11 protein-coding genes are annotated in these 15105 nt (G+C 34.9%); 10 read left to right on the forward strand and 1 reads right to left on the reverse strand.

What is annotated here, in order from left to right; genetic code table 11:
* Positions 1-48 precede the first annotated feature (48 nt).
* Positions 49-2625 (reverse strand): glycosyl hydrolase 115 family protein, encoded by a 2577-nt coding sequence (locus tag A6M55_RS03590; protein ID WP_156510973.1) that lies wholly within the window; start codon positions 2623-2625, stop codon positions 49-51.
* A gap of 406 nt (positions 2626-3031) precedes the next feature.
* Between A6M55_RS03590 and A6M55_RS03595 the strand changes: the two genes are divergently transcribed.
* The 10 genes from A6M55_RS03595 (at position 3032) to A6M55_RS03640 (ending at position 15089) form a co-directional block, all read left to right on the forward strand.
* Positions 3032-4192, forward strand: a complete 1161-nt coding sequence (locus A6M55_RS03595; RefSeq protein WP_064196505.1) for a LacI family DNA-binding transcriptional regulator — start codon at positions 3032-3034, stop codon at positions 4190-4192.
* 35 nt (positions 4193-4227) lie between these two features.
* Positions 4228-5214 (forward strand): aldo/keto reductase, encoded by a 987-nt coding sequence (locus tag A6M55_RS03600; protein ID WP_064196506.1) that lies wholly within the window; start codon positions 4228-4230, stop codon positions 5212-5214.
* A gap of 390 nt (positions 5215-5604) precedes the next feature.
* Positions 5605-5973, forward strand: coding sequence for an Hpt domain-containing protein (locus A6M55_RS03605; protein ID WP_064196507.1), 369 nt, complete (start codon positions 5605-5607; stop codon positions 5971-5973).
* Between the two features lie 11 nt (positions 5974-5984).
* Positions 5985-7127 (forward strand): glycosyltransferase family 1 protein, encoded by a 1143-nt coding sequence (locus tag A6M55_RS03610; protein WP_064196508.1) that lies wholly within the window; start codon positions 5985-5987, stop codon positions 7125-7127.
* A gap of 32 nt (positions 7128-7159) precedes the next feature.
* Positions 7160-7984: a TolC family protein gene (locus A6M55_RS03615; RefSeq protein ID WP_156510974.1), complete on the forward strand. Its 825-nt coding sequence runs from the start codon at positions 7160-7162 to the stop codon at positions 7982-7984.
* Between the two features lie 59 nt (positions 7985-8043).
* Positions 8044-10164 (forward strand): hypothetical protein, encoded by a 2121-nt coding sequence (locus A6M55_RS03620; protein WP_197491652.1) that lies wholly within the window; start codon positions 8044-8046, stop codon positions 10162-10164.
* A 48-nt stretch (positions 10165-10212) separates the two neighbouring features.
* A complete protein-coding gene (locus tag A6M55_RS03625) occupies positions 10213-11661 on the forward strand; it encodes an O-antigen ligase (RefSeq protein WP_064196511.1) in 1449 nt (482 codons plus the stop codon).
* Positions 11658-12611 carry a glycosyltransferase family 2 protein gene (locus A6M55_RS03630; protein ID WP_064196512.1) on the forward strand — a complete coding sequence of 318 codons (954 nt, stop codon included), beginning with the start codon at positions 11658-11660 and terminating at the stop codon, positions 12609-12611. The genes A6M55_RS03625 and A6M55_RS03630 overlap by 4 nt, the downstream gene beginning before the upstream one ends.
* A complete protein-coding gene (locus tag A6M55_RS03635) occupies positions 12608-13792 on the forward strand; it encodes a glycosyltransferase family 2 protein (protein WP_064196513.1) in 1185 nt (394 codons plus the stop codon). The genes A6M55_RS03630 and A6M55_RS03635 overlap by 4 nt, the downstream gene beginning before the upstream one ends.
* Before the next feature lie 88 nt (positions 13793-13880).
* The gene (locus A6M55_RS03640; RefSeq protein ID WP_064196514.1) at positions 13881-15089 is read left to right on the forward strand and encodes a glycosyltransferase; all 1209 of its coding nucleotides are present in this window, start codon (positions 13881-13883) and stop codon (positions 15087-15089) included.
* The last annotated feature ends 16 nt before the right edge of the window (positions 15090-15105 follow it).

Consider the following 15105-nt stretch of genomic DNA (forward strand, 5'->3'; position numbering starts at 1 on the left):
AAGTTTTATGTAAAAGTGTTTTCTAAAAGCAATTTGTAAAATTCTTATTTATTTTACCATTTTGCTTTCAACTGGCCCCAAATGATTAGGAGTTAAGCCACCTAAATCTACAATTATTTTTTGAATAATGATTGCTGGGTCGATTGCCCAAATCTTTAATGTATGCTTCCCAGTGCCTTTAATTATACATTTGTTTGTTAGATATTTGGCATTTTGAGCTACCATTTTGTCCCATTCTCTTTGACTTCTATTAGCGTGCATTTCAATAATTTGAGGTGATTTATCATCCATCGAAATCGCAATTCTCAAACCTTTATTGTCATTAAATTCGAGCGTTGGCGAAACAATCAGATTCACTGTGGCTTCACCTTCTTTTGTCAAAAATATATCATATTCCAAGCGTGGATTATTGGACGAAAGTTCGATGGATGGAATATTGACTGGAAAAATCGTAATTCCATTACCTGTTCGACCAATGTCAGGAATAACTTTCCATTGAACCTTCTTCATATTGAAAGCTCTCGAAAAGTGCTCAGCTTCTATTGAAACATATCCATTTTCTTCAACAAAACCTTTGAAGTTTTTGGGATAATTTACCGAATCTTCTTTCTGAATTGTAGAAGTAGTTTGTTCTGTTCTACTAATCTCGTTAGCGTCTAATCTTGTAACTTTTGGCACTGAGTTTTTATTGGGTTGTTGCCAATAAGTATAGCCAATATGTGTTTGGTCGGCAAAATGATTCCATTTGCCACCTGACAGAGTTTTATTAAAATAATCGCTAAGTTCTTGGTCTTTTTTGAATAATTCTTCGGTTTTATCAGCCCATTGGTTCGTACTTACCAGTTTTAGCTTTGCTGCTTCTTGATTTTTAGCATGGGCATAATACATTTGGTTGAGATTGGCACATGCCAAAATTGGGTAAAGGACTAACTGATAATAGGCGTCTTTATAGGCTGGCTCAATTGTCTGATAAGTTGCTTGGGCAGCATTTGCAAGGTCTGTATATTCTTTTACGACTCGATTCCACTCGTTATCAGTCCCTGCCAAACTGTAGGTTTTTGCATTCAATAATTCGGGTTTTATACGGGCATTATATTTAGCATATTTTTCAAGATAAGATGCTATTTCGGTGTGGTATTTTTCGCCAAATGTTGCTTTAGCCCAAGTTTTGGAGTAGGATGGAAGCATTTCGAGTGTCCATTTTTCAGGATTCCATGCGAAATCTAAGAAAAACGAAATCGGAAATTCCATTGGTTTTAAATCACCCACGTTGACAATCCAAATTTCACGGGCATTGTATTGATACGCCAAATTCATTTGCTCCCAAATCCGAGGTAAAGGATTGGTATTGACCCATTTATAGTTTCGTGGGCCACCTACGTAATCGAAGTGATAATAAATTCCGTAGCCGCCTTTTCGTGGTTTTTCGTTCAGATTTGGCAATTTTCTGATATTTCCCCAGTTATCATCGCAGAGAAGTAGTGTAATATCATCAGGCACACGCATACCTTTTTCATAATATTCCTGTACTTCCTTATACAAAGCCCAAAGTTGTGGTTTTTCAGAGGCAGGTTTCCCCGAAACCTCTTCAATGATTTTTCTTTGGTCCTTCACAATCTGTTCGAGTAAAGTTGTTGCAGTTTCACGAGACATCGGCTCGTCACCATCACCACGCATTCCCACCGAGAAAATGTTTTCGTATTTGTAGCGTTCTCTCACACTTTCTCTCCAAAACTCACGTAGTGTTGAATCGTTCTTTGCATAATCCCATTTGCCTTTATTTTTGCCGTATCTTCTCCATTCATCATGAGCTCTCATCAAAGGTTCGTGGTGAGAAGTTCCAATAACTACTCCATATTCATCGGCCAAAACTGGATTCAGAGGATCATCAGCGTGAAAGGCGTTTCCCCACATAGCTGGCCAAAGATAATTGCCTTTCAATCTCAGAATTAGCTCGAATATTGTTTCGTAAAGTTTATGATTGAAACCTCCATTTTTCTCATTTGTCCAACCTGATAGGCACGGAGCTTCATCATTCAAGAAAATTCCTCGGTATTTTACTTTTGGTTCGCCATTGCTATATCGTCCATTTAAAATATAGACTTCTTGGTGCTTTTGCGAGGGTACATCTGCCCAAAAGTGCCAAGGTGAAACACCCATTTGTTCTGATATATCATAAACTCCGTAGATTGTTCCTCTTTTATCCGAACCTATAATTACTAAGGCTTCTTCAATATTTGGAAATGGATTTTTGATGGTTTGTTGCACAAACATTTCCCATCTACCTTTCAGGTCTTTGACATCAATTTTATTCTGTTTGACAAGTGCATCAATCCATTTGTTTTGACCCAGTGTTCCTACAATGATTACTTTTTTTTGTTTTGGTAATTCATACAAAACATTAGTTTTTCTGTCAGTCACTCGTTCAATATCCGTTTGTAGGTCATACACAACTCGCAGTACGCCCTTAAAGTCAGTCGAATCTACCAAAATAGCAGACTGTTGTCTATTAGAGGATATACAAAAACTATTTTTGGAAGCCTGAAAAACAACAACATTAGTTGGATTTATTGAGTAAGCAAATATTGGAAAAAGGGTCAGAAATATATTTAAAATTAACTTCATAGTCTCAATGAAAAGTGGGCTTATTCTATACATTCAGCAAGAACAATATATAAAACTTGCTATGAAAAGAAAGTAGGTTTTTATTAAAAAAGTACAATTAAATTTGTCGAAACTTTGTTTTTTGCTTTTTTATGTTTTTTGTTTTATTAGTGTTTTTTTTTAATGCTAATTTGAATATAGTTATACTTGATTGTATTTATTAAAGAATTTTATGACTATTTTTACTCAATGGGATTTGTTAACTATCGAATACGTTTTCGGAAACGATTCCGATAGTTTATTTTCACTTTAAAAGTATCAAAAGTTATCTCTTAGTGGTTAAATTGTTGGTAAATACACCAATTGTAAAATTGATATTTTAAAACTGAAATTGAGTGTATTAATATTATAAAAGTACAATTCTAAAATGATTACTTGTGTAAAATGTGGTAAAGTAGAAATGATTGTAAAGTCGGGCTTTGTGAGAGGCAAACAGCGACTTTATTGTAAGGAATGTGACTTATATTTTACTCTAAATCAGCCAAACCAAGTAACAAGCAAAAAATCCCAACAAATAACAATTGTCGATGTTGCAAAAGTCTTGGGTGTATCGCCATCTACGGTCTCACGTGCCTTAAATAATAGTCCGGAAATTAACGAGAATACACGCCAAGAAATTATAAGGGTTGCGAACGAGTTGGATTATCGACCGAATTTGCTGGCTCAAAGTCTTCATAGAGGCGAAACACACACCATTGGGGTTGTCATTCCTGATATTCAACGACCATTTTTTGCTGGGGTAGTTGCTGGAATTCAACAAGTTGCATCAGAAGCTGGATATAGGGTTATGATTTGCCAGTCAAACGAATCCCATAGTACCGAAGTCCTAAATGTACAAGCATTAATGGCAAGCCGTGTAGACGGACTTTTGATTAGCCATAGTAAAGAAACAAATTCGTTTGAACATATAAAATTGCATTTAAGAAAAGGTATTCCGATTGTTCATTTTGATAGAGTTTGCGACGAACTGGAGACCGCAAAAGTGATTCAAGAAGATTTCGATGGTAGTTTTGCTTTAGTTGAGCATTTAATAAAGAAAGGTTGCCGACGGATTGCCGCTTTTGCTGGCCCTGAAGATTTATTAATTAGTCAGAAAAGACTAAATGGCTATAAAGCGGCACTTCAAAAATATGGTTTACCGATTGAACAAGATTTAATTTTTCACAGTAATTTTAAAAAAGAAGACTCGCTTAATGCTCTGCTGGCTTGGCTTAATTTACCCCAAAAACCCGATGGGATTTTTTCGGTGCATTATGGAAATGCCATTGAAATGATGGTAACGCTTAAACAAAAAGCCATAAAAATACCTGATGAAATAGCTTTAGTGGCTTTTGGAGATGATTTACTCGCTTCACTTTTTGAGCCATCACTAACAGTCTTTAACCAGTTTCCTTATTTAGTAGGGCAAGAAGCAGCTAATATTCTGATAGATAACATCATCAATAAAGAAACTTTTGAACCCTATACGAGGGTTATCAAAGGAGAATTGATAGTTAGAGATTCTTCGTATAAAAAGGCAATAAATTAACAGAATTAACTAAAATTAATTACCCAAAATATATTATGCAATACAGAAAATTAGGCAAAACAGGTTTTGAAGTGTCCGAAATAAGTCTCGGTACATGGCAAGTTGGTGGTGTTTGGGGAGATGATTTTAGCCATTCAAATGCTGAGAAAATATTAAACTCAGCCGTTGACTCAGGCATTAATTTTATTGATACTGCCGATGTTTATGGTGATGGCGAAAGCGAAAAAGCGGTTGGGGGTTTTGTGAAAAGTCGTTCAGAAAGAATTTTTATCGCAACAAAATGTGGACGTCAACTTAATCCGCATATTAATGAAGCTTATCAACCTTTAGTTCTACGAAAATTTGTAGAAAATAGTCTTAAAAATATGGGGCTCGAAACGATTGATCTGATCCAGCTCCATTGTCCACCAACTGAAGTTTATTATCGCCCAGAAATCTTTGAATTATTTGATCGATTGAAAGATGAAGGAAAGATTTTGAATCTCGGAATCAGTGTCGAAAAAGTGGAAGAAGCACTCAAAGGAATTGAATTTGATAATGTTACAACTGTTCAGATAATTTTCAATACATTTCGCCAGCGTCCTGCTGAATTATTTTTCGAGCAAGCTAAAAAAAAGAATGTTGGTATAATTGTACGTGTGCCTTTGGCAAGTGGTTTATTGACAGGGAAGTTCTCAAAACAATCAACTTTTACAGTAGGTGATCATCGAAATTTCAATCGAAATGGTGAAATGTTTGATAAAGGAGAAACTTTTTCGGGTATTGATTACGAAACTGGACTTACTGCGGTGGAAGAGTTAAAAGCGTTGTTTCCAAACGAACAAAATTTAGCTCCTGTTGCCCTAAAATGGATTTTGGGTTTTGATGCCGTAAGTACAATTATTCCAGGTGCTTCACGCCCAGAACAGGTTTTGGCAAATGTTGCCGCTTTAGATTTTCCAGATCTAAGTGACGACCAAATATTTGCCATGAATGCCATTTATAATACATATATTAAGCCCTCAGTACACCACTTATGGTGAAAATTAAGTTGTCATTTTAAAATAGATAAAGGTATTTATACCCTTATCTATTTTAAACTTAAATTTAGTATTCTATAAAAGACGCTAAAAAAAATTAGCCTTCTCCCTCTGCTTTAACTTTTCTTTCCTATCAAATGCGAAGTTCGATAAAAGCCATCAACTTTAAATAATCAAATTTTACTACTTGGGTGACATCTGTACTTAAAAGCTCATAAAAGTTATTTAGTCATTGCAAGATTACTACATCAACAAAACTGAAAAATCATTTTGATTGTCAGTGAATCTACTTAAGGCTTTCAGTTTAATCTTTAAAATTAGCTTAGAAAGTTTTTTTTAATGAGCTGGATGGTATAATATTTGCACTAACTTTCTTATAAAAAATACATACTGATGTTTGCTTTCAATCCATTACTCAATTCTGATTACATACGTGAAATGTATGGCGACGATTTGACGATCGTTCAAATAATGTTTGAATCCTTTTTAGAAGATAATATTCCAATTTGGGAGAGAGTCATTGACGAGCTTAATAATAAAAATTTCAAGGAAGTCGGACAGATGGTTCATCAAATAAAACCGACTTTTTCAATGGTTGGACTCACATTTTTACATCCTAAAATCCAAGATTTTGAATTATCTGCCAAGACAAATCAAGATGAAAAAATGCTTTTGGCTAAATATGAAAATTTGGCAATAGAGATAAACCATGCAAAACTGGTTATCATTGATGATTTAAAACGTTTGAAACAATTGGTTTAATCTTTCCTGAAATGAAAATAGGTATTGAGGCTCAGAGAATTTTTCGCCCACACAAGCACGGTATGGATATCGTTGCCGTAGAATTGATTCGGGCTTTGCAAGTAATTGATAATCAGAATGAGTATTTTATTTTCGTGAAACCAGATGAAGATAATACTTGCATAAGCGAAACCAAAAACTTTCATATCGTTGAAGTGCCTGGAGGGAACTATGTTTTTTGGGAACAAATCATGCTGCCAATTTATGCTCGAAAATACGGTATTGATGTGCTTCATTGTACGAGTAATACAGCTCCTATTTTTCTTACAGTGCCTTTGATTTTGACGCTGCATGATGTGATTTTTATGGAGAAAACAGTTGGTAAAAATACATCCACCAATTATCAAAAATTTGGAAATCTTTATCGCAAATGGCTTGTACCAAAGATTGTGAGAAAGTGCCAACGCATCATAACAATTTCAGAAGTAGAAAAAGCTAACATAATTAGAGTTTTGGGCTTACAAATGAATCAAATTACAGTTGTTCATAATGGTGTAAGTGGGCGTTTTGGCATCAAACCCAATACAGAAACAATCAATCAGACAAAGAGAGAGCTAAATTTAGAAGGAGATTTTTTCTTATTTCTCGGAAACGTTGAACCACGTAAGAATGTAACAAATACAGTTAAGGCATTTGTGGCGTTTGCTGAAGTCAACACCCATGTACAATTAGTAATCACAGGCTTAAAACCTACTTTTGTTTCAGATATTCTAACTGAAATTGGAAAGATCTCTTTTTTAAATCGCTTTGTTTTTCCAGGTTTTGTAACTGAAAATGTTTTATTGACATTGTATGCCGAGGCAAAGGTGTTTTTATATCCATCGTTCCGAGAAGGTTTTGGCTTACCGATATTGGAAGCAATGGCTTTCGGAACGCCCGTTGTGACTTCTAATATTTCAGCAATGCCCGAGGTGGCTGGTGATGCAGCATTTTTAGTTGATCCATATTCTGTAGAGGAGATAACCGCTGGAATGACAGTAGCCTATGAAAATGATAAACTACGACAACAAAAAATAAATTCTGGTTTTTTACGTCCAAGTATGTTTACATGGCAAAATACTGCTCAAAAAATGCTAAATATTTACCAATCAAAACTTAGTGACAGACCTAACTAATGATCATATAACCAAATAATCAAAATATACCTTTGCTAATCAACAATGAAGGCATAGTTTTTGATACTTCGTTAGTTGTCTATTATTTAAATGTAAATCGAAAAATGATTTGGTATAGAAAATATGGTTTTGGAATAGTAGTTTGGATTGGCCTGTGGTTGATTCCCACAAAAGTAATGTGCCAAAGAGTATCAACCGACTCTTTATTGACCAAGGCATTTGCCAATGATCAACTTTTGCCAACATTGATAAGTGCAGCTCAAAAATTCTCGCCCGAAATCAGAAGAATTGGAAGCAGTATCGATTTGGCAATTGCTAATCAAAAAATTAATAAAAACGCTATTTATAGTGGCCTTTCGCTACAATCAAGTTATTATTATGGAACGAATTACTCAGCAGTAAATGCACTCAATAATACCAATGTATTGACAACCTCGCAAACAGGGTTTTATAACATCGGTATCGGATTGCAGCTCCCTATTACAAGTATTATTAGTCGTAAGCACCTAATTAAAACAAGTCAGTCGCAAATAGATATGGTCTCGGCTGAAAAAGACAATGCTGAAATATTTGTAAGACAAGAAGTAATAAGGCTTTATCAAGAGTTAAAATTGGCTCATAGAATCATGCTGATAAGCAGAGTCAATAGACAAGCAGCCGAAATTAATTATAAAATGGCTGAAAAGGATTTTTTACAGGGACAAATAACCGTAGAACAAAATTCAAGAGTATTAGATATATTCAATAAGTCCAAGATTGATTACGAAACGTTTGTCAATAAATTTCAAACAACTATTATGATGCTTGATGCCTATACTGGCACTAGTTTTTCTAATTTGTTAAATCAAGTAAAATGACTTTCCTGCATTTCTTAAAACTTCTCTCAAGAAATATCATTTGGCTGATCTTAATCCCTATGATTTTGGCAGCCTCGATTTACTATTTTACCCGAAACGAAAAAAAAATATACTCGTCGGAATCTACAATCTATACAGGTCTTGCTTCAGGGTATAATCTCAACGGAACTGCCAAAGCTGATTATTATGCTACCAGCAATGCCTTTGACAATTTATTATCACTGATTGAATCAAGAGACACTAAGCAAGATGTAATAATAGATTTGCTTGCCGAACACCTCTCTTTGAAAAAACATGATCCAGCTATTTTGACTTGGGGTGCTTATGATGAACTACAAAAGTTAATTCCTGATGATTTTAAAAGTAAAATCGTTAAACAAACTTTTCTCGAAACAAGAAAGGCTTTGGCCAGCTTTGCTGGAAAGGCTGATGAAAACGTTATCTACAAACTTATTTATTCAGAAAACCCTTATTATTCGTTTGACGCCTTAAAAAATATCAAAGCTTCACGTATTAGTAATAGTGACTTGATTAAGATTTCATACGAAACAAGCGACCCAATAATATGTAAGCGAACGCTCGAATTATTGGAAGAGACCTTTATTAGAAAAAATCGTTTGTTACGTGAGGGACAAACTGGTTCTGTGGTAGAATATTTTGAAACTGAAACAAAAAAGGCTTTTGCCAAACTTGATTCTTCTGAGCTTAATTTTTTGAATTTTAATAAAAATAATGACATCATTAACTATTACGAACAGACCAAGGCAGTGGCAGGCGAAAGAGAGATTTTGTACGCACAGAACCACAATTTGGAGATGGAAAAAATGGCAGCTAATTCGTCATTGAATAAAGTAAATAGTAGTATCGAAGGTCGAAATAATCAAGTGTTTTATGGGCAAGATATTATAAGAGAAAGAGAAAAACTGGCAAATATTTATAACAAGGTAGCACTCAGTGAAATCGTAAATACGGACGGTAGTAATAAAAAACAAGTGGATAGTTTAAAAAGTGTGGCAGCACGGACTGAAGCAAGCCTCAAAACCACTTTAGATAAATTATCAATTGAAAGCAATACACCTAACGGAATTCCGACTAAGAGTGTGCTTGATGAATGGCTAAAAACTACGCTCGCTTATGAACAAAGCAAAGCTAAGTTGGCTGTAATGGATAGACGTAAAAAAGAATTTGAAGAAGAATACAAAAAGTTTGCTCCATTGGGGGCTATGTTGAAAAAAATTGAGAGGCAGATTAGCGTGTCAGAACAGGAGTATTTGGAGTTATTACATGGATTAAATATGGCACGTCTGACTCAACAAAATACCGAACTTACTTCTAAACTTAATATTGTTGACCCACCATTTTTGCCTTTAAAGCCAAATGCTTCAAAACGACTCGTATTGGTTGTAGTTGGTTTTGTGGTTGGTTTTGTATTAGTATTGGCTTTTATTTTAGCAAATGCTTTGATAAATCGAACTTTACTTGAGCCAACAAGAGCTAAAAAAAGCATAGATGCTCCTTTATTAGGAATTTATCCCTTATTGAATGAAAACCCTGAATTTGTTAAAAAAGCGAATCTACGTTTAATTCAACAGTTTCTTTCAACAGTTGATGCGAAAGCTAAACCAATTGTTATTGGCGTGCTGAGTAACGAAAGAGGTGAAGGGAAAACTACCATTATTAACTTGTTGGAGCAAGAATTAGGTAATTTGGGCTATAGGGTAGAAAAACAAATCTTATTGAATAATTCTACTGAAAATACGCCTTCATATTTACCCTTAACCATCAACAATTCTGATAATAAATTATTAGGATTATCTAAGCCTATAAATTTAGATAGTGCTTTGGCCGAAATTGAAACTAAATCAAACGAAACCAAAGATTTTATCTTGATTGAGTTTCCAGCATTGGCTGATATTATTATTAAACCAGACCTTTTTCCGCAGCTTAACTATGCAGTTTTGTTGTGCCGAGCCAATAGAGTTTGGGGCAGAATAGACAAGGATGTTTTATCAATTTTCACTAAAACAACAGGAAATAAACCTTTATTTATTTTGAATGGTGTAGATACTGATTTTGCAGAAGAGTTTATTGGAGAAGTACCTAAAAAGAGAACTTTTCTTCGGACACTCATAAAACGAGTAGTAAAATTTGAATTTGGTAATAGAAAAAAAATTCGATAAGCTATTTTCAATCTTCCCCAGATATAAATTATAGGAAGGTAAATAAGTATGGAAAGTAACCTTTTTTACATATCGAATAAAAATAAAATAAAGTATATTGGGTTGATTCCAGCTTTATTTCTTGCAGTTGCTTTTGGGTGGATAATTGCCAGAAAAGGAATGTCATTCGGTATTTTATTATTAGTACTTCCTTTTGTGATAGGTTTTGTATCCTTAATTTTTTTAAAACCTCGGATTGGGCTTTTGGTTTTTATTGTTTATTGTTTTATTCAGTCAACTCTTGGTAAACATATTGAAGGCCCGCAGTTTGGTTTAGGACAAGATGGTCTATTGGTATTGACATGGCTTGGTATTTTTTTTCATAGAAGTGGCAGATTTAGATTTCGGCACCTCAATAACGATTTGGTTTGGTTGGCAGTTGTGTGGTTTGGAATCACCGTATTACAAATTGGGAATCCAGAAAGACCCAGTTTTTTAGGCTGGTTTTACGAAATGAGGTCGGCAACTTTATATTGGGTTTTATCAATTCCATTAGCTTTTTTAGTATTAAATAAAAAGACAGATATAAACTTATTCTTGAATATTATCATTTTTCTGTCATTTGTTGGTGCTTTATATGGAGCTAAACAATTATTTATTGGCGTCGATGATGCTGAAAATCGCTGGTTAGAGGCTGGTGCAAAGAAAACACATATCTTATTTGGTAAATTAAGGGTGTTTTCATATTATTCTGAAGCAGGACAATTTGGAGCCTCACAAGCCCAATTAGCAATCATGTGCATCATTTTGGCAATTGGACCTCATACTCAAAAAAAGAAAATTTGGTATGGAATTGCTGGGGCAGTAATTTTTTATGGAATGTTGATTTCGGGTACAAGAGGGGCAATGGCTGCTTTAGTTGGTGGTGGATTTACTTTCTTGGTTTTAAGCAAACAAGTAAAGATTTTAGTTTTAGGTGGCTTAGTTGGTATTGGTTTTTTAGGAGTTTTGAAATTTACATCTATCGGCAGTGGAAATGACCAAATTCAACGATTAAGAACATCATTAGATCCCGAAGACCCATCTTTGAAAGTAAGATTGTTCAACCAAAAAATCTTGAAAGACTATTTGGCTACCAAACCATTTGGTACAGGAGTAGGAACTATTGGTCAGTGGGGAACAACCTATAATCAAGATAAATACATTTCACAAATACCACCTGATAGTTTGTATGTGAAAGTATGGGCAATGTATGGAGTTATAGGCTTCATTATTTGGTTTGGAATAATGCTTTATATCACTGGAAAATCGGCTGGAATTATTTGGAAAACCCGTGACCCAGTACTAAGAAACCAATTGATGTCATTGTGTGGGGGGGCAACTGGTATTTTACTTTGTAGCTATGGAAATGAAGTACTAAATGCGATGCCATCATCGATGATTGTGTATATCAGTTGGACATTGATTTGGTTAAGTCCGAGGTGGGATACCCCGCAAACTCAAACTACTACTATATGAAAGAACCTTTAGTTTCGATTATCACGGTAAATTACGATACTCCAGAAGTAACGGCAGAAATGCTTGCTTCACTTTCTAAATTAACCTACCAAAATTGGGAGGTTATTGTGGTTGATAATGCTTCACCTAAGCATTCTTCAAAAGGGTTAATAGAAAGATTCCCTTTTATTAAGCATATTAGTTGCCCCAAAAACCTTGGTTTTGCGGGAGGGAATAATATAGGCTTACAGTTTGCCAAAGGAGAGTTTGCTTTTTTTATCAATAATGATACTGAAGTGACGCCTAATTTAGTGACAGAGTTAGTAGATTATTTGCAAACTCACCCAAAATGTGGCATGGCTTGCCCCAAAATAAAGTATTTTTATATGCCCGATACGATTCAGTATGCAGGAGCTATTGGACTTCACCCACTCACCAGTCGTAGTTATGATATTGGTTACCTACAAAAAGATAATGGGCAGTTTGATGATTGTAGGAAAACTGATCTGCCAAATGGAGCAGCAATGATGATTCCAATGGCATTACTGAATCAGGTGGGTCAGATGAGCGAAATGTATTTTTTGTATTACGAGGAATTAGATTGGGCGGCGAGATTCAAAAAAGCTGGATACGAGGTGCATTATGTAGGAAGCACTGAAATTTATCATAAAGAGTCGGTTTCAACAGGTAAGAATTCGCCATTTAAGACTTACTATATTTACAGAAATCGTTTTTTATATATTCGTCGAAATTATAGTGGCTTCAAATGGTTGATTGCCAGCACTTTCTTTGTAATGGTTTCGTCGGTTGTTCATATTATAAGGCATGGACTAAAGAAGGAATGGGAACATTCCAAGTCTATATGGAAAGCTCTGGTATGGAATTTCTCAGAACCGCCACATAAAGAACCCCAAAATCATTCATCTACATTTATCGGAAAAACAAAAATAGATTTGATGCCAACCCCATGATACAAAGCCTGAGTACCTCGATTCAATATTTTATTTTGGTTTATCTCACTATTCAAGTGGGTTATCTGTTATTTTTTTCATTAGCTGGAAAAATAGGCACAAAAACGCATTTTCTTAAAGCCAAATCTTTGAGAAAAATTCGCATTTTCATTCCTGGATATAAAGAAGACTCAGTAATAATTGAGACAGCCAAAAACGCTATACAGCAAGATTACCCAAAAGAGTTTTTTGAGGTCGTAATCATTGCAGATTCGTTTTCACAAAAAACTTTAGAAACACTCAAAACTTTGCCAATCAAGGTAGTAGAAGTAAGTTTTGAAAAAAGTACGAAAGGAAAAGCTCTTCAAAAAGCAATCGAAGCTACCATCCATGAACCAGTAGATATCTTATTGATTTTAGATGCTGATAATCATATTGCTGATGGTTTTTTGCATGCAGTCAATAATGCCTTCGACCAAGGCTATGAAGCAGTTCAAGGGCATCGAACAGCCAAAAATACACAAACGCCATTTGCTCTTTTAGATGCCTGTACAGAAGAAATTAACAACCACATTTTTCGCAGGGGACATGTGGCAGTAGGTTTACCTTCGGCCCTTATTGGTAGTGGAATGGCCTTTGATTGGAAATTGTTTGTATCGCTTTTAGAAGATATTGGCGATACCTCAGGCGAAGATAAAGAACTGGAGTTTAGACTGGTTCGACTCAAAAAGAAAGTTGCTTTTTTAGACGGAGAATATGTTTATGATGAAAAAGTAGCCAAAACCGATGTTTTTAGTCAACAACGAAGTAGGTGGCTGGCAACACAAGTAGAGTTTTTTGAGAAATATTTTATCGAAGGTTGGTTTCAACTTTTCAAAGGAAATGTTGCGTTTTTCAACAAAGTTTTTCAAACTTACTTATTTCCAAGAGTGATGTTGGTCGGTGCATTAGGTTTATGGTTAGTTTTTACTTTTTTCTTTTCGAGTCAATTTTTAAACTTTAGTATTGGACTATTTTTAGCTCTGACAATTGCATTAATGATGGGAATTCCATCAAAATGGTACAATAAACAATTGTTAAAAGCATTTTTACAAATACCGATAGCATTAGTTTCAATGCTAAAAGCCATGTTAAAAATAGGAAAAGCTCGGAAGCAATTCATTCATACACCACACGGTGATTCAACACAAAACAGCCATTAATTATGCCTTGGGATATCATTGCCATACCTGCTATTCTTAGTCTTATTTGGGGCTTCAAACAAGGTTTGAAAACTAAAAGCAAAAAAATATGTCGAGACGACCTGAAGCATTTATATTGATTGCCCAACAAGAGTGGGAATTAAATTTAGGAAGTAATGCACGAAATTTAGCAGTCGAGCTAAGTAAAACACAACCTGTTTTATATGTAAATCCTGCTATGGATATAAAGTCAATATTTAAGCAAATAAAAACGGAGCATGGCCGAAAAAGGCTTAAATTGGCTTTAGGTTTTGGTGAAAACACTGTTAAAGTGACGGATGCCTTGTGGGTGCATACACCACAAAGTATTTCGCATTCCATAAACTGGCTAAAGAATGTTACAATCTACAATTTCCTCAACGAAAGAAATGGGAAAGGTTTTTTTAATAGCCTTAAAAAGGCTGTTAAAAAATTAGGCTGGACTAAAGAAAACTGTACAGTTTTTAATGATAGTCAAATGTTTACTGGTTTATTTACTAAAAAATATTTCCAGCCATTATTAAGTTTTTATTATATCCGAGATAACTTAACAGAGCATCCATACTTTAAATTTCACGGAAGTAGGGTAGAGCCTCAAACGATTGCTTTAGCCGATGCTATTTTTGCCAATTCAGCCTATTTAGCCGATTGTGCCAGAAGTCATAATAAACTTAGCTTAGATATTGGGCAGGGTTGTGAAACAGATATGTATGAAGCTAATTATGTATATGAAGAACCAACAGATTTGGCCAATATTGCTCATCCACGTATTGGTTATGTTGGTTTTTTAACGGGTGAGAGGTTGGACATTAATTTGCTCGAACAAGTTGCCATCGCTAACCCAACTTGGCAAATTGTATTGATTGGACCAGAAGAAATTATGTTTCAGGAAAGTCGCCTACATACTATCAAAAACGTACACTTTTTAGGGTCAAAAAAGCCAAATCAATTGCCTTCATATATTCAGCATTTAGATGTCTGCATGAATCCACAACTTGTCAATGCTTTAACGATTGGCAATTATCCAAGAAAAATCGACGAATATCTGGCAATGGGAAAACCAACCGTTGCCACAGACACACCTGCTATGCAAATGTTTTTACCGCATGTTGAACTGGCAATTGGAGCAGATGAATATAAAAAGGCAATCGAAAAAGCATTATTGCCACAAATTCCAGAAAAAAGAAATGCTGCCATTAGTTGTGCCAAAGGCCATACTTGGGAGGCGTGCGTTGAACAAATATATGCTGTTCAAGGGCAATTATTGCAGACCAAATAGTGCATTGCAATGTGTG

The sequence above is a fragment of the Emticicia sp. MM genome (genome assembly GCF_001649495.1).